Source organism: Burkholderia seminalis DSM 23518 (assembly GCF_902832885.1).
In the GTDB taxonomy this organism is placed as follows: Bacteria; Pseudomonadota; Gammaproteobacteria; order Burkholderiales; family Burkholderiaceae; genus Burkholderia; species Burkholderia seminalis.
Window position 1 is genome coordinate 357775 of the sequence record NZ_CADFDK010000003.1, and the last position, 20005, is coordinate 377779.

General features: G+C 69.4%; 21 protein-coding genes. 7 read left to right on the forward strand and 14 right to left on the reverse strand.

Translation table 11 applies throughout. The annotated features are described in order from the left end of the window. The first annotated feature begins 106 nt into the window (after window positions 1–106). From HWX00_RS12190 to HWX00_RS12210, 5 genes are all read left to right on the forward strand, one after another. On the forward strand, window positions 107–1114 hold the full coding sequence (locus tag HWX00_RS12190; RefSeq protein WP_034192111.1) for an Acg family FMN-binding oxidoreductase: 1008 nt from the start codon (window positions 107–109) through the stop codon (window positions 1112–1114). Between the two features lie 19 nt (window positions 1115–1133). Further along, window positions 1134–1469 (forward strand): c-type cytochrome, encoded by a 336-nt coding sequence (locus HWX00_RS12195; RefSeq protein WP_175028189.1) that lies wholly within the window; start codon window positions 1134–1136, stop codon window positions 1467–1469. Between the two features lie 22 nt (window positions 1470–1491). Continuing rightward, a complete protein-coding gene (locus tag HWX00_RS12200) occupies window positions 1492–2520 on the forward strand; it encodes an LOG family protein (RefSeq protein ID WP_226193830.1) in 1029 nt (342 codons plus the stop codon). A gap of 173 nt (window positions 2521–2693) precedes the next feature. Beyond that, window positions 2694–2885: a hypothetical protein gene (locus tag HWX00_RS12205; RefSeq protein WP_226193873.1), complete on the forward strand. Its 192-nt coding sequence runs from the start codon at window positions 2694–2696 to the stop codon at window positions 2883–2885. Between the two features lie 164 nt (window positions 2886–3049). Then, a complete protein-coding gene (locus HWX00_RS12210) occupies window positions 3050–4816 on the forward strand; it encodes a SulP family inorganic anion transporter (RefSeq protein WP_175028267.1) in 1767 nt (588 codons plus the stop codon). Window positions 4817–5074: 258 nt separating this feature from the next. On the opposite strand, the gene HWX00_RS12215 is transcribed toward HWX00_RS12210, so the two are convergent. Continuing rightward, a complete protein-coding gene (locus tag HWX00_RS12215) occupies window positions 5075–5725 on the reverse strand; it encodes a BON domain-containing protein (RefSeq protein ID WP_034192176.1) in 651 nt (216 codons plus the stop codon). Window positions 5726–5955: 230 nt separating this feature from the next. Between HWX00_RS12215 and HWX00_RS12220 the strand changes: the two genes are divergently transcribed. Then, a complete protein-coding gene (locus tag HWX00_RS12220) occupies window positions 5956–6621 on the forward strand; it encodes a nitroreductase family protein (protein WP_034192106.1) in 666 nt (221 codons plus the stop codon). Window positions 6622–6725: 104 nt separating this feature from the next. Here HWX00_RS12220 and HWX00_RS12225 read toward each other — a convergent pair whose 3' ends face one another. The 4 genes from HWX00_RS12225 to HWX00_RS12240 form a co-directional block, all read right to left on the reverse strand. Beyond that, window positions 6726–7160, reverse strand: a complete 435-nt coding sequence (locus HWX00_RS12225) for an Hsp20/alpha crystallin family protein (RefSeq protein ID WP_049030574.1) — start codon at window positions 7158–7160, stop codon at window positions 6726–6728. A 178-nt stretch (window positions 7161–7338) separates the two neighbouring features. After that, window positions 7339–7614, reverse strand: a complete 276-nt coding sequence (locus HWX00_RS12230; protein ID WP_034192175.1) for a DUF1488 family protein — start codon at window positions 7612–7614, stop codon at window positions 7339–7341. Between the two features lie 41 nt (window positions 7615–7655). Then, entirely contained in the window at window positions 7656–8129 is a 474-nt protein-coding gene (locus HWX00_RS12235; RefSeq protein ID WP_175028268.1) for a universal stress protein, read from the reverse strand. 222 nt (window positions 8130–8351) lie between these two features. After that, window positions 8352–8792 carry a hypothetical protein gene (locus tag HWX00_RS12240; protein WP_069706180.1) on the reverse strand — a complete coding sequence of 147 codons (441 nt, stop codon included), beginning with the start codon at window positions 8790–8792 and terminating at the stop codon, window positions 8352–8354. 321 nt (window positions 8793–9113) lie between these two features. Here HWX00_RS12240 and HWX00_RS12245 point away from each other — a divergent pair, with 321 nt between their 5' ends. Beyond that, window positions 9114–10712: a bifunctional aminoglycoside phosphotransferase/ATP-binding protein gene (locus HWX00_RS12245; protein ID WP_175028269.1), complete on the forward strand. Its 1599-nt coding sequence runs from the start codon at window positions 9114–9116 to the stop codon at window positions 10710–10712. A 55-nt stretch (window positions 10713–10767) separates the two neighbouring features. Here the strand turns inward: HWX00_RS12245 and HWX00_RS12250 are convergent, their stop codons facing one another. The 9 genes from HWX00_RS12250 to HWX00_RS12290 all read right to left on the reverse strand — a co-directional run bounded on the left by HWX00_RS12250 (window position 10768) and on the right by HWX00_RS12290 (window position 19959). Next, window positions 10768–12027 (reverse strand): ABC transporter ATP-binding protein, encoded by a 1260-nt coding sequence (locus HWX00_RS12250; protein WP_175028292.1) that lies wholly within the window; start codon window positions 12025–12027, stop codon window positions 10768–10770. Between the two features lie 119 nt (window positions 12028–12146). Then, window positions 12147–13880, reverse strand: a complete 1734-nt coding sequence (locus tag HWX00_RS12255) for an ABC transporter permease (RefSeq protein ID WP_175028270.1) — start codon at window positions 13878–13880, stop codon at window positions 12147–12149. A 111-nt stretch (window positions 13881–13991) separates the two neighbouring features. Beyond that, window positions 13992–14885 carry an amidohydrolase family protein gene (locus HWX00_RS12260; RefSeq protein ID WP_175028271.1) on the reverse strand — a complete coding sequence of 298 codons (894 nt, stop codon included), beginning with the start codon at window positions 14883–14885 and terminating at the stop codon, window positions 13992–13994. Window positions 14886–14900: 15 nt separating this feature from the next. Beyond that, window positions 14901–15215: an L-rhamnose mutarotase gene (gene rhaM, locus HWX00_RS12265; protein ID WP_049032029.1), complete on the reverse strand. Its 315-nt coding sequence runs from the start codon at window positions 15213–15215 to the stop codon at window positions 14901–14903. 11 nt (window positions 15216–15226) lie between these two features. Further along, on the reverse strand, window positions 15227–16012 hold the full coding sequence (locus tag HWX00_RS12270) for an L-rhamnose 1-dehydrogenase Lra1 (RefSeq protein ID WP_175028272.1): 786 nt from the start codon (window positions 16010–16012) through the stop codon (window positions 15227–15229). A 9-nt stretch (window positions 16013–16021) separates the two neighbouring features. Next, window positions 16022–17200, reverse strand: a complete 1179-nt coding sequence (gene rhmD, locus HWX00_RS12275; RefSeq protein WP_034192099.1) for an L-rhamnonate dehydratase — start codon at window positions 17198–17200, stop codon at window positions 16022–16024. 41 nt (window positions 17201–17241) lie between these two features. Next, window positions 17242–18177 carry a dihydrodipicolinate synthase family protein gene (locus HWX00_RS12280; RefSeq protein ID WP_175028273.1) on the reverse strand — a complete coding sequence of 312 codons (936 nt, stop codon included), beginning with the start codon at window positions 18175–18177 and terminating at the stop codon, window positions 17242–17244. A 70-nt stretch (window positions 18178–18247) separates the two neighbouring features. Further along, on the reverse strand, window positions 18248–19132 hold the full coding sequence (locus HWX00_RS12285) for a glycosyltransferase family 2 protein (RefSeq protein WP_034192097.1): 885 nt from the start codon (window positions 19130–19132) through the stop codon (window positions 18248–18250). Between the two features lie 122 nt (window positions 19133–19254). Next, the gene (locus tag HWX00_RS12290) at window positions 19255–19959 is read right to left on the reverse strand and encodes a GntR family transcriptional regulator (RefSeq protein WP_034192096.1); all 705 of its coding nucleotides are present in this window, start codon (window positions 19957–19959) and stop codon (window positions 19255–19257) included. Window positions 19960–20005 lie beyond the last annotated feature (46 nt).

Sequence of the window (20005 nt, forward strand, 5' to 3'; positions counted from 1 at the left end):
CGGCTCGCCCGATGACGGGGGCTTGACGTGGGTCAACGGCCGCCGGTCGGTTGCTGACACGATGAAGTGGCATGACGCCGCCCGCGCGGCAACCAGGAGATGATCGATGATATCCGTTCCCCCGCTTGCCGCAAGCGCCCATCCCGACCAGCAACTGAGGGAGCTGCTGGGCTACGCGGTGCTGGCGCCGTCCAGCCATAATTCCCAGCCGTGGCGCTTCCTGGTCAACGGCACCACGATGTCGGTCTGCGCGGACCGCGTCCGCGCGCTGCCGGTGGTCGATCCGTTCGATCGCGAGCTGATCATGAGCTGCGGCGCGGCGTTGCTCAACCTGCGAGTCGCGCTCAATCACGCCGGGCTCGCCCATACGATCCGCACGTTTCCGTCCGAAGTCGATCCCGATCTACTGGCACTCGTCCGGGTCTGCGACGACGGTTATTCCGATGCGTCGCTCGGCGCGCTGTTCGATGCGATTCCGGAGCGCGTCACCACGCGCGCGCCGTTCGAATCGACGGCCGTGCCGGACGAGATCCAGCAGGCGCTGATCGCGGCGGGCGTCGCGGAAGGTGCCGACGTCGCGTGCGTCGACTCGATCGCGCATCGCGCGCGCGTCGCCGAGCTGGTGGCCGAGGCCGACCGTCAGCAGTTCGCGGACCCGCGCTTTCGCCGCGAGCTGGCGAGCTGGATCGATCCGCGCCGGCACGTCGACGGCATGCCGGCCTTCGCGGCCGGCGTGCCGTCGTTGCTGGACTTCGCCGCGCCCGTCGTGACGATGGCGGTACGGACCTTCGATCTCGGCAACGGGCTCGCCGCGCTGCATCACCAGCTCGTCGGTGCGTCGCCGCTGATCGTGTGCATCGCGACCGTGCGCGACGATCGCGAAGCGTGGCTCGCCGCCGGCCAGGCGCTCGAGCGCATCCTGCTCGTCGCGACGCGCGCGGGTTATACCGCGTCGTACCTGAACCAGCCGATCGAGACGGCCGGCCTGCGTGCCCACCTCCGCCACATGCTCGGGCTGCGCGGCGAGCCGCAGTTGCTGCTGCGCGTCGGGCGCGGTCCGCATACGCCGCATTCGCCGCGTCGCCCGCTCGACGACGTGATCTCCTTCACCTGACCTCGACGAGGAACCGAACATGAACGTCATGCGTTGCGCCGCCCTCTGCGTGATCGCCGGCGCGGCCGGCGCGGCCGCCGCGCAGACGACCGTGCCCGAGCCGACCGAACTCGTCAATGCCCAGCACTGCATGTTCTGCCATACGCTCGACATGACGTTCCTCGGGCCGTCGTTTCACGAGATCGCCGAGCGCTACCGCGGCGATCCGCACGCCGCCGCGGAACTGGAACGCAAGCTGCGCGTCGGCGGCCGTGCGCATTGGGGCGACACGCCGATGCCGTCCGCCGTCGATCGCGGCGGGCCGCTGTCTCCCGACGACGCGCATCAGCTCGTGCAATGGGTGTTGAGCCAGTGATCGGCGCGCGGCACTTCCGTTCATGTCGACCCTCGTGAAACGCGCGCCCGCCGGCATGGCAAGAGGCCGCGCACGCCGCCGCCCCGCATCCGCCGCGACGCTCGCGAAGGCCCGCGCCAAACGGCCGCGCGCGAAGCCCGAGGCCGTCGCCGGCAAGGCCGCCGGCGGGCGCACCCCGCGCCGGCCGCGGCGCGGCGCCCATTCCCTGAACCGGCCGCCGGCCGAGGAAGACGCGACCCTTCTGCAGGGTGCCGGCATGCGCGGCATCCGGCTGCAATTCGATTACTGGAAAGCCGAGGAGCGGCTGCAGAACGAGCGGATCGGCCATGCGGTCGTGATCTACGGCAGCACGCGCATCGTCGCGCCGTCGGTCGCGAAGGCGCGGCTGGACGAAGCGAATCGCCTGCTGGCGGAGCGTCCGTACGACGCGGGCCGGCGGCGCGCCGTCACGATCGCCAGCCGGCTCGTCGAATACAGCGTGTATTACCGCGTCGCGCGCGAATTCGGGCGCATCGTCGCGCATGCCGACCGCTGCACGCGCACCGCGCGCCTCGCCATCGTCACGGGCGGCGGTCCCGGCATCATGGAGGCCGCCAACCGCGGCGCCTACGAACGCGGCGCGCCGAGCATCGGCTTCAATATCGAGCTGCCGCGCGAACAGGCGCCCAATCCGTACATCACGCCGGCGCTCGGCTTCCGGTTCCACTATTTCGCGATCCGCAAGCTGCACCTGCTCGAGCGCGCGAAAGCGGCCGTCTTCTTCCCCGGCGGCTACGGCACCTTCGACGAACTGTTCGAGGTGCTGACCTTGCTACAGACCCGAAAGATCGCGCCGCTGCCGGTCATCCTCGTCGGCGAGGCGTACTGGCGCCGCGCGATCGACCTGGCGTTTCTTGCCGACGAAGGGATGATCGACCGCCGCGACCTGGAACTGTTCACGTATTGCGAATCCGCCGCGGCGATCTGGCAAGCGATAGGCGGCTGGTATGCGCGGCGGCGCGAACGCGCGCCGGCACGCTGCAACGCGGCTTCGACGCCACGTGCCGTGTAGGAATCGGCCGACGGAACGGGCGCGATTCCTACCGCGACTTCGGGGCAGGCTGATTGAACCGCGGGCGCGCGGCAACGATACTGAAATCACGGGTACCGGCCGACCGGCACGCCGATCGCGCAACCACCAGGAGAGACGTCATGTCAAACGCCGACTATCGTTCCGATTCGGGGATGCGGGTTGCCGCGTCCGACACGGCAGCGCTCGACACGCTGGCACTCGTCGCCCTCGCCCGGGACGCCGGCATGCTGGTGATACTCGACGGACAGATCGGGCGCGAGCGGTACGAAAGCGTGACGGGATCGATCGCCACGCTGGCCCGCTTCGCCCAGGCGCTGCAGCTTGCCGCGCTCAAGGCGGCGTGATGCCCGGCATCGCGGCGGCGGGCATCGGCAGCCGTCGCCGCTGCGACGGCCGCTGTCGCCGCGCGGTGTCGCGCGTCCGTTCGGGAGCGGCCACCTTTCAATGAACGGCTGCCTGTCCGGGCACGGCAACCCTTGCGCCCCGACCTTGTCCCGATGAAGCCGCGATGAACCGCCCGTTTTCCGGAAGGGTTGCCCGCATGCTTCCGGGCGTGGCGCTGCTCGCGCACTATCGGCGCGCGTGGCTCGCGCGCGACCTGTACGCGGGAATTGCGCTTTCGGCCATCCTGGTGCCGGTCGGCATGAGCTACGCGCAGGCAGCCGGGCTGCCCGCCATTACGGGCCTCCATGCATCGATCGCCGCATTGCTCGCCTATGCGCTGCTCGGCCCGAGCCGGATCCTCGTTCTCGGCCCCGATTCCGCGCTGGCGGCGCTGATCGCGGGTGCCATCGCCCCGCTCGCCGCCCATGATCCGCAGCGCGCGATCGCGCTGTCGGGCGCGCTGGCGCTGTCGGCGGGCGCGATCTGCATCCTGTTCGGTGCGCTCGGTCTCGGTTTCGTCACCGACCTGCTGTCGCGCCCGATCCAGTACGGTTACCTGAACGGCATCGCGATCGCGCTCGTCGTCGGGCGGTTGCCCGAATTGTTCGGCATGCCCGTGTCGGGCAGCGACGTGTTGTCCAGCTTGCCGCGCATCGCGCACGCCTTCGCCGACGGCCGTTTTTCCCTTGCCGCCGGCCTGCTCGGCGCCGCGGTGCTGGCAGCCATTTTCCTGATCAAACGCGTGACGCCGCGCGGGCCCGGCATATTGGTCGCCGTGCTGGCGGCAACGCTCGTCGCTCGCCTGCCGCCGTTGCACGGCGTCGCGACGGTCGGCGCGTTGCCGGCCGGCCTGCCCGCCCCGCACCTGCCGGCCGTCTCGCTGGCCGACGTGGGCGCACTCGCGTCCGGCGCGATCGCCGTCGCGCTGGTGTCGTTCGCCGACATCAGCATGCTGTCGCGCGCGCTGTACGTACGGGCGGGCGATGCGCCGGACCGCAACCAAGAGCTGATCGCACTGGGCGCGGCCAATCTGCTGGCCGGCGTGACGCAGGGCTGCGCGGTCAGCAGCAGCGCGTCCCGCACGCCGGTCGCGATCGCCGCGGGCGCGCAAAGCCAGGTCACGAACGTCGTCGCCGCCGCGTGCATCGCGATACTGCTCGTTGCCGCGCCGATGCTGCTGACGTTCGTCCCGCGCACCGCGCTGGCCGCGGTCGTGATCTACGCGGCGTTCGGCATCGCCGACGTCCGCGGCGTCGTCCGGCTGTACCGGATGCGCCGCGGAGAATGCCTGATCTCGATGCTGTGCTTCGCCGGCGTGATCGGCATGGGCGTCGTGCCAGGCATCCTGCTCGCCAGTGCACTGTCGCTGCTGTCGTTCGTCTGGCGGGCCTGGCACCCGTACGACGCGGTGCTGGGCCGGCTGACCGGCGTGCGCGGCTATCACGACGTCGCGCGGCATCCCGACGCCGTGCAAACGCCGGGGCTCGTGCTGTTTCGCTGGGATGCGCCGCTCTTCTATGCGAACGTCGAGATCTTCTGCGAGCATCTGGATGCCGCGATCGCACGAGCGGCCGGCCCGGTCACGCGAATCGTGATCGCCGCCGAGCCCGTCACCGACATCGACGTCAGCGCCGCGGACCGGCTCGTCGCGCTGCGCGAGGAACTCGGGGAGCGCGGCATCGCGATGAATTTCGCGGAAATGAAGGGGCCGGTGAAGGATCGCCTGCGCGCCTACGGCCTGTTCGACGCATTCGGCGCGGCCAGCTTCTTTCCGACCGTGACCGATGCGGTCGCCCGTCATGTCCGGCAGCCGGAACGACATGTGCGTGCCTGCCGGAGAAAGCGCGCGCGGCACCGGCGCGTCTCGCGCAAGACGCGGCAAACGCAATAGTCGGGCGCGGACGACCCGGGCGCGCAGCGAATCCGTCGCGGCTTCGCGCTCGATCCCGTGCGTCCCGCCGTGCTCGAACGTCCGCCCGCGGATACCGTCCGGTGATTCGAGCGTGACGTGGGGCCGGCAGCGGAAGCCGCCCGTTGCGGCCGCGACCGTCTCGATCGCAACCGCCCCGCCCGTTTCGTGAAGTGCACCTGAAAGCGTCATCCGGCGACCCTGCCGGATCGCCGTGGACCGCCCGTCCGCCTGCCGGACTTACTCGACCACCAGGTCGTCGACGACGGCACGCACGCCGCGCGCGGACCACGCGGCACCCCGCACGGCCTTGCGTTCGGAAAACGAGCCGACCTTGCCGGACAGCCGCACGGTACCGTCGTGCACGTCGATCGCGATGTGCTTCGCCTCACGCTCCGCGTGACGCATGATCGCGCGCTTGATGTTGCCGCCGATGTCGTCCGAACCGACCGTGCCCTGCACCGCGATGTGGTCAGTCACGCCCGTCACGCTGCGCATCTGCGAGATCGCGCGCACGGCCAGGTGGCTCTGGTACGCCCAGTCGACCCTGCCCGACAACGTGATCCAGCCGCGCTCGACCTGCACCTTGACCGCGTCGTCGTGCAGCCCGACCGTCCAGTGCAGCACCGAACGCACCGCTTTCGCGATGTCCTCGTCGGTGCGCACGTCGTCGTCCGGCAGATGCACGGTCATGTCGACGACGAGCGCCTTGACGCCGCCCACGCGGTTCGCCGCACGCTCGATCGCCAGCTTCTCCGCGTAGCTCGGCGGATGACCCGAAAGCGTCACGATCCGGTCGGCCACCTCGACGCCGATGCGGGTCGAATCGATCGACGGGTCGGACTCCAGTTCGTCCTGGACATCCTGCTTCAACTGCTTGTCGGTTTTCATCGTCTGCTCTCCTGTGAGCCGCGGCGCGCCTGTCCGCCGCACGTCGTCAGCGTTGCACACGCGCGGCGCCCGGTCGCTGATGCAGGTCAACGGATGCCGCACGCCGCAAGTCGTGGCCGGCCGGTGCGCTGCTTGACGGAAATCAAGCCGATACGGCCCAGCCGCCTTATCGTGAGATCGCCGATGCGCGAGGTTCCAGGCACGCGCAATCACGCTTCAAGGAGACTCGCATGACCGCACCGCACCTGTTGGCCTATTCGCCGGCGCCCGCCGCGCGGCCGGCGTCGCCCGAGGGCGACTCGCCGGAGATCATCGACCTGCCGCGCCCGATGCTCGACAACGACGTGCCGCTGATGGCCGCGCTCGCGACCCGCATGAGTTCCCGCGAATTCGCCGCCGCGCCGCTCCCGCCGGTGACGCTCGGCACGCTGTTGTGGGCGGCGGACGGCATCAACCGGCCGGCGAGCGGCGGCCGAACCGCGCCGTCCGCGCACGCGTTCAACGAAATCGACATCTACGTGGCGCTGCCTGGCGGTGTCTATCGTTACGATGCGCCCGCGCACCGGCTCGTGCTCAAGCATGCCGTCGATGCGCGCAACCTGACCGGCTATCAGGACTTCGTCGGCCGCGCGCCGCTGGATCTCGTCTACGTCGTCCGGACGGCCGCGATACTCGACATGCCGCCCCAGCAACGCGACGTGTTCTCGGCAATCGCGGCCGGCGCCATCGCGCAGAACGTCTCGCTGTACTGCGCGGCGGCCGGCCTCGGCACCGTCGTGCGCGGCTGGATCAATCACCGCACGCTCGCCGACGCGCTGCGGCTGAACGAGGACGAGTTGCCGATCCTCGCGCAGACGGTCGGCTATCGGACCGGCAGTGCGCCCTCGCATGCGTGAGCGCGGAGGCGGCCGCGCCTGCCAGACGGCGCGCGGATCGCTCCGCGCGCCGGATCCTCCCGATGGGCGACGCGTGCCCGCATCGCCCGTTGCCCGTCGTCCGATCAGCTGATCGCGAGTTTCTTCTGCCCGACCGGCGCCTTCTTCGGCAGCGTCAGCGACAGCACGCCATCCTGATAGGTCGCCTTCGCGTTCGCATCGTCGATGTCGCCGGACAGCGAGAACGAGCGGCTGATCGCACCGCTGTAGCGCTCGCGCCGGATCACGCGCTCGCCGTCCTTCTGCTCGTTGTTGCGCTCGATCTTCGCGTGGATCGATACGGTGTTGCCCGTCACCTGGACGTCGATGTCGTCCTTCGCGACGCCGGGCAGCTCCGCGTTCACCGTGTACGCCTTGTCGTTTTCCGTGACGTCGATCTTCATCGATGCGAGATCGGGCTCGTCGGCCAGCGTCATGCCGCGCAGCGGCCTGAACAGACCCTGGAACAGATCGGCCACGGGTTCGATCGAAAACGGATCGTAACGCGTCATGTTGCTCATGATTCGCACTCCTCATAGGGATGACGTGCAGCCGGTGCGCTCGTCCCGACAGCAGCGGCCGCGATGAAGACCGGATGGCGCGGCACCCAATGCCGCGCGTGGGACGAATGATCTTTCGAATTCCAGCGTACCTCCGCGCCCCGGCACGCGCTTGAAGCGCGTCAAGGGCGGCGGCCGATTACGTGCAGAACCGGAAATGGCCGCTATGGAGCAGGATCGGCCGTCCGCCGATTTCCTCGAGCAGGCAGCGCGCGGCGCGCTCGATCGCGGGACGATGGCGTGCGAATGCGTCGACGAGGTCCGGCTCGCGAGGAGATGCCGCGCGGAAATGATCTTCCAGCGCGGCCGCGGTGATCGCGCAGCGTACGCGGCGGCCCTCGACGAGCGCCGGAAAGCTCAGTGCGGAATCGAGGTCGCAATACGTCGGATGTTCGGAAGGAAACGAGATCTGCATGATGATCACCTGGGCGGGTAACGCACGGGCCGACGGCGGGACTAGGCCGCCGCGACCGTCGCGTGCGCGGCATCCTCGCCGCGCACGAGCAGGACCGGGCAACGCGATGCGCGGAGGAAGCGCTCGGCAACGCTGCCGAGCACCAGCCGCCGGACACCGCGTCGACCATGCGTGCCGACCACGGCCAGATCGATCGAATGATCGACGACGTAGCGCTGCAGGCGCTCCGCGACATCCTGACCGAAATCGGTCTCGACGAGGTCCGTCTCGCCGTTGACGGCGGCGCGCGCGATCGTCCGGTCGGCATCGTGCAAGATCGCGGCGCCGTGGCGCCGGATCTCGTCGAGCAAGGCTTCCGGCTCGATGCGGCCGCGGTAGGCGAGCAGCGCGGATTTGTCGACGACGAACACGGCGACCAGGCGGGCGCCGCACACTTTGGCCATTCTCAGGCCTGCGTCGAGCGCCTGATTCGCCGTAGGACTGCCGTCCGTCGCAACCATGATCGTCGTGTACATGCGGGCCTCGCTGAGGAACGGACGCGCGAGCGGCGTCCGGATTCGCTTCCATCATCGGCGCTCGCCGCCGGCGCGCGTTGACCGGGGTCAACGGTTTGAAACCGCGATGAAACCGGCACGCGTGGAGACTGGCGGCAGCCGCGGCATGCGGGCCCGAGCGGCCGGCATCCGGCCGACCGGGAGGCGCGGCACCGCGTGGCCCGGAATCGGCGGCATCCGACGCTAGCTCGGCGGGTTCTCATCAGGCCGGAAGCCCTGCTCGATTTCAAGGATCTTCCGCGCGCACACATCGTATTGCCAGCCGGGGCCGCCGTCGGTGTCGTACATGCCCTTGCACATCGCCTTGAGCCGGATCACCGCGCCGCCGCCGCCCGATTCCACGCGCGACGCCCAGAGATAGACTTGTCCCGCCGCATACGGTTGCGCCGTCTCGATCCGGTCCGCACCGAATCGCGTGATCCGGGTCGACGAATGCGCCTGGACGTAGCGCCGCGTGCGGCTCCACGCACGGTCGCATTCGGACGGTGTCGAACACGGCAGCGATGCGGCCTGACGCATCGCGAGCAGTCGTGTTTCCATCGTCCTGAATGTCGCGGATCGCTCCGCGCCGGCGCAGGCGCCCAGCGCGAGCAGCACGATCATCGCGAACGCTCGTCGTTTCATCGTCAATGCCTCTCGGGCCGTGAATGAGGCCGTGAATGCCGCACATGGTCGCGCGCCGCTTGACGCAGGCGCCACAGCCGACTGTATGCGCCGCGTCGGCGGCCGCCGTTGACCTGCATCAAGCGCGCTTTCGCGCCTCCGGCTTGACCGGCATCAAGCCGGAATGCGCCGCGCTCGGCTGCAATACGGCTCATCGAGTCGGCAATGCCCGGCCTGCCGGTCCGGCGACATCGGGCAGACGGGAGCGCGCAGGCTCGTGTCGAATCCAACCCGCCGGGTGCGGCAACGCGCAGACGCACCCGTACAACCCATTCGTTCATCATGTCCCGAGCGCCGCATCCCCCGTTCGTGCCGAGTCGCGGAAACACGCGACGACAGTCGACGCAATTCGATCGCGCCATGCGCCGACCTGCCACCTATCCGCACCCCGCGGGCCGGATCGAGCGGATCGAAACCCATCTGTCCGTCGTTTATCTGGCCGGGCGCTATGCGTACAAGCGCATCAAGCCGGTGCGCTTCGCCTTCGTGGATCTCGTGCGGCCGGCGCGGCGGCGCCGCTGCGCGCTCGCGGAGTGCGTGCTCAACCGGCCGTTTGCCGGCCCGTTGTACCTGGGCGTCTGGCCGCTCCTCGCGCACGGCCGGCGCTGCGCGTTCGGGGCACCGGTGCCGACCGGCGGGCGCCGGCAGCGGACGGTGCCGGGCGAGTACGTGGTGCGCATGCGCCGTTTCGACGCGCACGCGATGTTGTCGGCTCGCAGCGCATCGCACGACGACGGTCTCGCGGATGCGGACGCCCTCGCCGATACGCTGGCCCGCCACCATCTGCATGCGCCGCGCCGTGCGCCGCGCGGCCATCCCGGTAGCGCCGCCGGCGTCGCGGCCCAGTGCCGCCCCTTGCTCGACACGCTCGACGTCACGGTGCCGGACGAAGCCGCGCTGCGCGCCTGGTACGACGCCGAACTGATCCGCATCGCGCCGCTGCTCGCCGCTCGGCAGTCGCGCGGTTTCGTGCGCGCGTGCCACGGGGATCTGCATCTCGACAACATCGTGCGCTGGCGGAACCGGATCCTGATGTTCGACTGCATCGAATTCGACGACGCGCTGCGCTGGATCGACGTGGCGAGCGATCTCGCGTTCGCGCTGATGGATTTCTCCGCCCGCGGACGCGAGGATTGCGCCCGGCGCCTCCTTTCCGGCTGGCTGGCACGCACGGGCGACCCCGCGGCACTGGGCGTGCTGCCGTGCTACTTCGTCTACCGTGCGCTGGTGCGCGCGCTGACCGCCCGGCTGCGCGGCGACGAAGCGGCGCGCGAGCGCTATCTGCGCACGGCGTCGGCGATGGCCGACGCACGACGCGATGCGCAACCGGTTTTGCTCCTGTGTCACGGGCTGTCCGGCTCGGGCAAATCGCTGGCCAGCCGCGCACTGGCCGAGCGGCTCGGCGCGATCCGGTTGTCCAGCGACGACACACGCAAGCGCGTGGCCGGCGCCTCGGCCGGCACCCGCCTGCCCTCGAATGCGTATTCGGACACGGCGATCGACGAGATCTACGACGGACTGCTTTCGACGGCTCGCGTAGTGCTCGACAGCCGCTACACGGCGATCGTCGACGCCACGTTCCTGCGCGGGTGCCACCGGGCAGCGTTCATCGCGCTCGCCGCACGGCTCGGCGTGCGCGTCGCGATACTGGATTTCACCGCGAGCCCGGCAACGCTTGCCGCGCGTGTCGCTGCCCGGGCGGCACGCGGAGGCGATGCCTCCGATGCCGACACCGCCGTGCTGGCCCGGCAGATCGAGCACGCCGATCCGCTGACCGAAGCCGAAGCGGCGATCGCCGTCCGCTTCGATACCGACCGCGACGCCGCCGAATATGGCAGCCGCGCGTTCTGGTCGCCGCTGCTCGCCGCACTGCGCGCGTAGGCGCGCGGGGCGAATCCCGCCGGCACACGGCCGGGCCGCCCCATCGCCGTGACGGTCAGCGGCCGAACGTGCGGGTGTGGTCGTCGTAGTCGAACAGTCCCGCGTAACGGCCCCAGTCGGTCACGACCCGCAGCGCCTGGTCCGCGCTGCGCGGATCGAGACGATCCTCCAGTTCGAGTTCGAAACGCTCGCGCGGCGCGCGACGCCCCTCGCGTTCGCCGAGCACTTCGTCGATATGCTCGGCGAGCGGCACGAATCGGACGACGTGCTCGCGAAACAGGCGCCGCCGCGCATCGTCGTCGCTTTGCGCGAACACCTGGCCCGCGGCGCTCAGCCGGATGGTCCGGTCGCGCCATTCGGCGAACGCGAGCAGATGGAGCGCGGCCGCCGTCGAATGGAGCGCGTCGACCCGGAGCGCGAGCGCCGCTGCAATCGTGCCGAGTTCCGCATGCCCGTCGTACGGCGCGGCCGCGAGCGTCTCGACGAATCCGGCGAGGTGGTGACTCGACACGTTAGGCAGTTTCATGGCCAGCGCACCGCCCGTCGCTGCGCGGTCGGCCGTCGCATCGGCGATGCGTGCCGTCAGCGCCGCATAGATCTTGCCGACGATCGCCTGCACGGCCGGATCGTGCCGGCTGCGCGGGCGCGGCAGCGGCACGTTCAGCGTCGCCTCGACGTGCGCCGGGCCGCCGCCGAGCACCAGGATGCGATCGCACATGAGCACGGCTTCCTCGATGTTGTGCGTCACCATCAGCACCGACCGCGTCGACAGCTGGTGCGCATCCCACAGGTCGAGAAAGTCGGTGCGCAGCGTTTCGGCGGTCAGCACGTCGAGCGCGGAGAACGGTTCGTCCATCAACAGCAGCACGGGTTCGCTGACGAGCGCGCGGGCGAAACCGACCCGCTGACGCATGCCGCCCGACAGTTCGCGGGGAAACGCCGATTCGAACCCGTCGAGCCCGATCAGCTCGATCGCGGCGGCCGCGCGGGCGCGGGCATCGCCCGGCGCAAGACCCAGCGCGTCGAGGCCGAGCTCGACGTTTTCGAGGACGGTCAGCCACGGATACAGCGCGAAGGTCTGGAATACCACCGCGATGCCGTCGGTCGGACCGGCGAGCGGCGCACCGCGATACGTCACCGTCCCGGACGAGGGTCTGACGAGCCCGCCGGCGATCCTCAACAGCGTGGATTTGCCCGAACCGGAGCGGCCCAGCAGCCCCAGGATCTCGCCCGTGTGCAGCGCGAGGTCGATGTCGGCCAGCACGTGCCGCGGCTCGCCGGACGGCTCCGTGAACGATCGGGATACGGCCCGCATCTCGAGCACGACCGCCGCCGGGTCGGGCGGTGGCGCCGCCGCGTGCGTGACGTTGCGTTCGGTGTCTTCGCTGAGGTTCGGCACCCGCGTCTCCCGTGCGTAAAGGATCGGTTGAGGGCTCAATCGAGCCGCGTGCGGCGTTCCGCGAACGCGACCATCGGGCGCCACACGAGCCGGTTGGTCGCGATCACGAGCAGCGACATCGCGGCGACGCCGAGCGCGATACGCGGATAGTCGCCGGCGTCGGTCATCCGCGCGATATAGGCGCCGAGTCCGCCGGCATCCAGGCGCGTGCCGCCCCAGCTCACGGCCTCGGCGACGATGCTCGCGTTCCATGCGCCGCCCGACGCGGTAATCGCGCCCGTCACGAAGTACGGCAGGACGCCGGGCAGCATCACGTGTCGCCACCAGGTCGCCGGCCGTACCCGAAAGCACGCGGCCGCTTCGCGCAGGTCGGCCGGGAACGCGCTCGCCCCGGCGATCACGTTGAACAGGACATACCATTGCGCGCCCAATATCATCAGCGGGCACAGCCAGATGCGGGGTTCGAGCCGCAGGTGCACGATCGCGAACACCGCGACCGGAAACAGCAGGTTGGCCGGAAACGCGGCGAGGAACTGCGTGACCGGCTGGATGCGGGCGGCTACGCGCGGCCGCAGACCGATCGCGATGCCGACCGGCACCCAGATCGCCGACGCGATCGTGACCAGCACGGTCACGCGCACGAACGTCAGCGCGCCTTCGCTCGCGACGACACGCAGGTCCGTCCACGTGAGCGTCGCACGTCCGTGCCGGTACAGTTCGACCGCCGCATACACGCATCCCGCCCCGCACAGTGCAAACCCGAGCACGTCGCCCGCGTGGCGCGGCAGCGCGATCCGGGCGCGCCATGCCGGCACGAACCCGCACAGCCGCGCGCGCGCCGCCCGGCGCAACACCGCCCGGACCGGGCCGACCCCACGGGCGATCCATGGCGATCGGTGGAACAGGTCGAGCATCCAGCTGCGCGACGCGACCGTGGGCGACGCATCGCCATAACGGAACCGCTCCGACCACGCGACCAGCGGCCTGAACAACAACTGGTCGTACAGGGCGATCGTGACGCTCATCGCGACGATCGCCCAGCCCACGGCCGCGAGGTCGCGATTCGCGATCGCCTGCGCGACGAAGGCGCCGACGCCCGGCAGGTCGACGCGCCGGCTGCCGACCGCGATCGCCTCGGCCGCGACCACGAAAAACCAGCCGCCCGACATCGACATCATCGCGTTCCAGACGAGCCCCGGCATCGCGAACGGCACGTCGAGGCGCCAGAAGCGCTGCCATGCCGACAGCCGGAAGCTGCGGCTGGCCTCGTCGAGATCGAGCGGCACGGTGCGCAACGCCTGGTAGAAGCTGAACGTCATGTTCCACGCCTGGCTGGTGAAGATCGCGAAGATCGCCGCGCACTCGGCGCCGAGCATCCGCCCCGGAAACAGCGCCAGGAAGAACGGCACGGTAAACGACAGGTAGCCGAGGATCGGCACCGACTGCAGCACGTCGAGCAGCGGGATCAGCACGCGCTCGGCGCGACGGCTGCGCGCCGCGGCGGTCGCATAGACGAACGTGAAGACGATCGACGCGAGCAGTGCCGCAAACATGCGCGCGACGGTGCGCAGCGCGTAGCCGGGCAGCGCCGCGGGCGACAGCGAAATGGCCGGGGGAGGCGCCACCGCCAGCGGGCCGGCCATCTGGTGCGCCGAGAGGCCGGCCAGCAACAGGAACCCGACGACGATCAGCATCGCGGCGAGATCCCGCCAGCCCGGCGCCGGCAGCGACCAGCGCCCGCCCCGCAAACCCTCCGCATGGTGCTCCACGACGCCCCTCCCCGCCGATGATGGCGGTTCATCTTCGCGGGCGGGGCGGCCGGCGGGCTTGACTTGCGTCAAGCGCGCCGCAACGGGCGGCGCCATGCATGCGGCGAGTGGTCAGAGGCGATAGATCCGTTCCGCATTGCCGATGAACAGCGCCTGCCGTTCCGCATCGCTCGCGCCGGCGACGATGTCCGCATACGCTCGCCAGAGCGCCGGATAGCCGGCATGCAGCCGGTCGATCGGAAAATTCGACGCGAACATGCATCGCGCGGCGCCGAACGCGTCGATGCCCTCGAGCACATAGGGCCGGAAGCTCTCGACCGTCCACTGGTGATCGAACATCGCAAGCCCGCTCAGCTTGAGCATGACGTTCTCGCGGCGGGCGAGCCCGTGCAGCCCGGTACGCCACGCGCGATAGCCGTGCACGCTGTCGCGGTCGACGAACATGCCCGCGTGATTGACGATGAAGACCGTGTCCGGATGCGCGTCGACCAGGGCCAGCGCGGCCTCGACCTGGGACGGATAGAGCTGCAGGTCGAACGACAGCCCGAGCCGGGCGAGCCACCCGAAATGCGCGCGCCAGCCGGGATCGTCGAGATAGTCCCGGTCGACGTAGTTGTACCAGGGGTTCGCGTGACGGTTCAGCACCTGACGAATACCGCGCACGTTCGCGCAGGCGGCGGCCGCCTCGAGCCGCGCGGGCGCGTCGGCACGCGACAGGTCGACGCCCGCGACGATGCCCTCGGGCATGCCGCCGCTCGCCGGCGCATCCGCGAGCGCCTGCAGCCATTCGACCTCGCTCGGCGTGGTCCACGCGTCATGGATCGCCTCGACGTGCACGACTTTCAGGACATCGATCTCGCCCGCGTCCGCGCGCAGGTCGGCCGGGCCATAGGCGCGCGGCAGCGCGGCCACCGGCCCGGAGAACGCCGGCTGCGCGCGGTCGAGCCAGCCGTAGCTCAACGCATCGGCATCCCAGAAATGCACATGTGGATCGACGACCTGCATGGCGCCTCCTGACGGTCACGCGAGATGGAACATCGGTTCCAGCGGTTTTTCGAGCGGCCGCCCGTCCTCGTCCGTCGCCATCAGGTCGGCCATGTACGCCCACCACCGGCGCATCACGTCGGCCTGCGCGAGCTCGGCCATCCGGTGCCCGGCCGGGCGTTTCAGGACGGCGAACAGGCAATCCGTTTCGTCGTCGAGGAAAATCCAGTAGTCCGCGATGCCGGCCGCGCGCAGCGCGTCGGCGAGCGCCGGCCAGATCGCGTCGTGGCGCCGCCGATACTCGTCCTTGCGCCCGCGATGCAGCCGCATCCTGAACGCGATCGTCTCCATGTCCGCCCCCTTCATTGCAGGTTCACGTACAGGCCGCCGTCGACGAGCAGCGCCGCGCCGTTGACGTAGCGTGCCAGGTCCGACGCGAGGAACACCACGCAGTCCGCGACGTCGTCGGGCTCGCCGAGGCGGCCGAGCGGAATCCGCTGCTCGAAGTACTCGGCCTTGCCGGGCGCCGCGAGATCCGCTTCGTTGATCTCGGTGCGGATCGTGCCCGGCAGCACGGAATTGCAGCGGATCCGGTGCGGGCCGAGCGCGACCGCGCACGACTGCATCAGCGCATGCACGCCGGCCTTCGTCGGCGTGTAGTGCGTCTGCATGCCGCCGCCGACCAGCGCGCTGATCGAACTGGTCGCGACGATCGCGCCGCCGTCGCCTTGCCTGGCCATTTGGCGCGCGACCGCCTGGGTCACGTGGAACGCGCCGTGCAGGTTGACCTCCATCGTGCGTCGCAGCAGGTCGGCGGGCAGGTCGAGGAACGCGTGGAACGGGCAGATCCCCGCATTGCTCGCCAGCACGTCGATCCGGCCGAACGCAGCGACGGCCCGCTCGACCAGTTCGTCCGCGGTGTCCGGCCGCGCGATGTCGCCCGGCACCGCGAGCGCGCGCCGGCCGGTCGCCCCGATCTCGTCGATCAGCGCGTCGAGCGCGTGATCCGACTGCGCCGGCAGCAGCGGGTTGGCCCAGTAATTGACGACGACGTCGGCGCCATGCCGCGCGCATGCAAGCGCGATCGCCCGGCCGATGCCGCGCGAGCCGCCGGTGACGACGACCACCTTGTTCTCGAGCAGTTTCATCGCGGCGGCTCAGTGCGTGTAGGGCCGTTCGGTGCGCACGGCCGGATTGAGCCGCACACCGAACCCGGGCGTGTCCGGCACCTTCATCCGTCCGCCGCTCGGCACCGGTTCGTCGAGCAGCAGCGGATCGAACATCGGCACGACGCGATCCGCCTGCGGCGCCATCATCAGGAATTCCGCGAACGGGCTGTTGTGCCGCGTCGTCACGAAGTGATAGCTGTAGACCGACGAGCCGTGCGGCACCACCAGCACGCCATGCGCGTCGGCGAGGGCCGAAATGCGGACGAGTTCCGTCATTCCGCCGCACCAGCCGACGTCGGGCTGGATGATGTCGCAGCAGCCCATCTCGAGCAACATGCGGAAGCCCCAGCGCGTCGCCTCGTGCTCGCCCGTCGTCACGAGCAGATCGGGCGGCGCCGCGCGGCGCAATTGCGCATACCCCCAGTAGTCGTCGGGCGGCAGGCACTCCTCGATCCACTTGAGCCCGTAGGCGTGCGCCTCGTGCGCGAGCCGGGTTGCATAGCGCACGTCGAGGCTCATCCAGCAGTCGAGCATCAACCAGAAATCGGCGCCGACACGCTCGCGCATCGTGGCCAGTTCATCGAGGTTGCGGCGCAAGCCGTCGTCGCCCTCCGCCGGACCATGATGCAGCGGCAGCTTGCCGCCGATGAACCCCATCTCCTTCGCGAGGTCCGGCCGCGCGCCGGTCGCGTAGAACTGCAGTTCGTCGCGCACCTTGCCGCCGAGCAACTGGTGCACCGGCTCGCCGCGCACCTTGCCGAGCAAGTCCCACAACGCGAGGTCGACGCCGGAGATCGCGTTCAGCACCACGCCCTTGCGTCCGTAATAGAGCGTCGCGTGGAACATCTGATCCCACATCTTCTCGATGTCGGTCACGCGCTGACCTTCGATGAAACGCGCCAGATGGCGCTCGACGATGAACGCGCCGATCTCGCCCCCCGTCGTCACCGCGAAACCGACCGTGCCGTCGCTCGCCTCGATCTCGATCACGAGCGTGCCGAGCACGTTGATGCCGAACGACTGCCGGCTCTGCCGGTATTCGGGGTAACGCGCCATCGGCGTCGCGATGTGATCGTCGATCCAGTGGTCCGCGCCCTGGTCGTGGTAGTCGGCGCCGCCGCCGCGCACCGTCAGCGCGCGGATGTGTCGTATCGTGGGCATGCTCATCGGGACATTCCTCGCAGGGGAAAAGGAAACAGGCAGGCGCGTCAGCGCGCCCAGCGCAGCACGCACGCGTCGAGCCGCCGCGCGATCTCCACGAGGCCCGCGCGCGTCTGCGGGTGCAGCGGCACCAGCGGGCGCCGCGGCGCGTCCGACGCGATCACGCCGCCCGCCTTCATCAGCGCCTTGCAGGCGAGCAGCCCGGCCTGGCGGTTTTCATAGTTGATGAGCGGCAGCCACTTCTCGTAGCCGGCCACCGCCTCGTCGCGACGGCCGGCGCGATAGGCGGCCAGTATCGGCTGCAGGCCGTCCGGATACCCGCCGCCGAGGATGCTGCCGGTCGCGCCCGCGTCGAGATCGGCGAGCAGCGTGATCGCCTCCTCGCCGTCCCACGGCCCCTCGATCGCGTCGCCGCCGAGCGCGATCAGCTCGCGCAGCTTCGCCGCCGAATGCGGCACCTCGATCTTGAAATAGCGCAGGTTCGGAATCGTGCGCGCGAGCCGCGCGAGGAACGCCGCCGATACCTGCGTGCCGCTCATCGGCGCGTCCTGGTACATGATCGGAATGTCGATCGCGTCGGAAACCTCCGAGAAGAACGCGCCGATCGCCGCCTCGCCGCAGCGGATCGTCGCGCCGTGATACGGCGGCATGATCATCACCATCGCCGCACCGGCCGCCTGTGCGCGCCGGCTGCGTGCCGCGCAGATCACCGGATTGAAGTGGGTCGTGGTCACGATCACGGGCACCCGCCCCGCGACGTGCTCGAGGATCATCCCGGTGAGCCGCTCGCGTTCGTCGTCGGACAGCGAGAACTGCTCCGAGTAGTTCGCGAGGATGCACAGCCCGTCGGCGCCCGCGTCGATGATGAAGTCGACGCAACGCATCTGCCCTTCCAGGTCCAGTTCGCCCGATTCGGTGAAAATGGTCGGCGCGACGGAAAACGCGCCCGTATAGCGGCGAGTGGCCTGCGTGTCGTGAATCATCTTGTCCGCCTCTATTATTTAGGATTACATAAATGATGAAACGATATTTCGCACGTCGTCATACGTTGGTTCAGACCCTGCCGTACCGGCCGCGCAGCCCGTCCGTCACGCCGCACAGAATCGCGTGCAGCTTGGTTCGCTTGTCGCGGGCATGCAGCAGGATGAACGCCACGTGCTTCAGCGTGATCAGGTTGATCAGCAGCATGGCCGGATAGCGGCGCCAGTAGTCGCGGGCGACCAGGATGCAATTGCGGGCCGCGTAGTAATGGCGCAGTGCGCTCTGGTCGAAGATCTCGACGCGCGGCCAGTGCTGCCGGGCCGACGGACTGCCGAGTTCGTGCGGCAGCGACACGTCCGCGTTCACGCGCACCGGCACGCCGTTCGCCTGCGCACGCATGCAGTACTCGGCATCGACATGGTCGATGAAGAAATCCTCGCGAAACCGCCCGAGGGCGCGATAGGCGTCGAGCGAGATCGCGGTGCCGGACGAGATGATCACCGAGCACGGCAGCAAGCCGTGCGCGCCGTCGCCGATCGGCGTGATCCGCGCGGACCAGCGGCCCACGGTGAAGAGCGGCAGGTTGCGCCGGAAGTTGCGGTTGAAGATCCGCGGCCCGACCAGAAAGCGCGTATCCCCGATCGTCGCGCACCCCGCGAGCATCCGCTCGAAATAGTCGGCGGGCACGGTCGAATCCTGGTCGAAGATGAAGAAGACGTCGCAACCGCGGCGGATCAGAAACTCCACGCCGGCGTTGAACGCGCCGGCGATCCCGCCGCGGTTGTGGTTCGCAACCACGTCGACGCCGTGCGCGGCGAGCCGCGCGTGCAGTTCGCGATCGACGACCGGCGAGTTGTCGACGGCAACGACGGCCGGACTGTACGCGGGCAAGCCCAGCAAATGATCGATCTGCGCCGCGGACGGCTTGTACAACGTGACCAGCGTGCCATGTTTCATGACGGCACCTCGTAACGAAAGCGTGGCGATGCGCCGCACCGGGTTGCGGGCGGCCCGTCCTCCTTTGCCTTGCGTCTCGTCGGTACGGCCTCGCGATGCACACGTGCATCGCGGGCCGCCCGTTATTTCGCGTACAGCTTGACGACGCTCGCTTCCACGACCCGCGTGATTTCCTCCATCCGCCAGCGGATGTGCGTGTCGGTCAATGCAACGCAACGTTCCGTGTCGCGCGCGGCGAGCGCGTCCAGGATCTCCAGGTGCTCGGTGAAGGCCTCGTCGCGCCGCTGATCGACGTCGACCCACCGCACGTAGTGAATCCGCGCGTTGATGCCCTGCAGCACGCGTCCGATCTCCGCATTGCCCGACAGCGCGGCAAGCTCCAGGTGAAACAGTTCGTCCTTCAGGACGAGCTCCGACGACGGCATCCGCGATGCGCTCTTCATCACCTGCCGCCAGAAGCGGCGCAGGGTCTTGATGTCGTTGTCGGACGCCCGCTCGCATGCGAGCATCACCGCGGTCGACTCGATCGAACGCCTCAGCTCAAAGAGATCGAACACGTCTTTCCCTTCCAGTTGGCGGATGAAGAATCCGCGATTCGGCACGAAGACCAGCAGGTTCTCCGCGACGAGACGGTTCAGTGCTTCCCGGATCGGCGTGCGGCTGACGTCGAACCGCTCCGCCAGTTCAAGCTCGTTGACCCGCTCGCCCGGCCGGATCTTGTACAGCACGGCCATCTGCTTCAACTGCTCGTAAATCTCGTTGACCGTCAGGCCCGCGCGTTTCGGCGCCAGTGTCTCGCGGCCGCCAAGCACGGAATTCGCTGCCATTTCGCCTCCTCCTTCGTCTGTCGGCGACCGTCATTATCGGCCATGA

Coding starts and splice junctions, on each gene's coding strand:
- HWX00_RS12190 (WP_034192111.1), top strand. CDS start 107: ATGATATCCGTTCCCCCGCTTGCCGCAAGCGCCCATCCCGACCAGCAA.
- HWX00_RS12195 (WP_175028189.1), top strand. CDS start 1,134: ATGAACGTCATGCGTTGCGCCGCCCTCTGCGTGATCGCCGGCGCGGCC.
- HWX00_RS12200 (WP_226193830.1), top strand. CDS start 1,492: ATGTCGACCCTCGTGAAACGCGCGCCCGCCGGCATGGCAAGAGGCCGC.
- HWX00_RS12205 (WP_226193873.1), top strand. CDS start 2,694: ATGCGGGTTGCCGCGTCCGACACGGCAGCGCTCGACACGCTGGCACTC.
- HWX00_RS12210 (WP_175028267.1), top strand. CDS start 3,050: ATGAACCGCCCGTTTTCCGGAAGGGTTGCCCGCATGCTTCCGGGCGTG.
- HWX00_RS12215 (WP_034192176.1), bottom strand. CDS start 5,725: ATGAAAACCGACAAGCAGTTGAAGCAGGATGTCCAGGACGAACTGGAG.
- HWX00_RS12220 (WP_034192106.1), top strand. CDS start 5,956: ATGACCGCACCGCACCTGTTGGCCTATTCGCCGGCGCCCGCCGCGCGG.
- HWX00_RS12225 (WP_049030574.1), bottom strand. CDS start 7,160: ATGAGCAACATGACGCGTTACGATCCGTTTTCGATCGAACCCGTGGCC.
- HWX00_RS12230 (WP_034192175.1), bottom strand. CDS start 7,614: ATGCAGATCTCGTTTCCTTCCGAACATCCGACGTATTGCGACCTCGAT.
- HWX00_RS12235 (WP_175028268.1), bottom strand. CDS start 8,129: ATGTACACGACGATCATGGTTGCGACGGACGGCAGTCCTACGGCGAAT.
- HWX00_RS12240 (WP_069706180.1), bottom strand. CDS start 8,792: ATGAAACGACGAGCGTTCGCGATGATCGTGCTGCTCGCGCTGGGCGCC.
- HWX00_RS12245 (WP_175028269.1), top strand. CDS start 9,114: ATGTCCCGAGCGCCGCATCCCCCGTTCGTGCCGAGTCGCGGAAACACG.
- HWX00_RS12250 (WP_175028292.1), bottom strand. CDS start 12,027: ATGCGGGCCGTATCCCGATCGTTCACGGAGCCGTCCGGCGAGCCGCGG.
- HWX00_RS12260 (WP_175028271.1), bottom strand. CDS start 14,885: ATGCAGGTCGTCGATCCACATGTGCATTTCTGGGATGCCGATGCGTTG.
- rhaM (WP_049032029.1), bottom strand. CDS start 15,215: ATGGAGACGATCGCGTTCAGGATGCGGCTGCATCGCGGGCGCAAGGAC.
- HWX00_RS12270 (WP_175028272.1), bottom strand. CDS start 16,012: ATGAAACTGCTCGAGAACAAGGTGGTCGTCGTCACCGGCGGCTCGCGC.
- rhmD (WP_034192099.1), bottom strand. CDS start 17,200: ATGAGCATGCCCACGATACGACACATCCGCGCGCTGACGGTGCGCGGC.
- HWX00_RS12280 (WP_175028273.1), bottom strand. CDS start 18,177: ATGATTCACGACACGCAGGCCACTCGCCGCTATACGGGCGCGTTTTCC.
- HWX00_RS12285 (WP_034192097.1), bottom strand. CDS start 19,132: ATGAAACATGGCACGCTGGTCACGTTGTACAAGCCGTCCGCGGCGCAG.
- HWX00_RS12290 (WP_034192096.1), bottom strand. CDS start 19,959: ATGGCAGCGAATTCCGTGCTTGGCGGCCGCGAGACACTGGCGCCGAAA.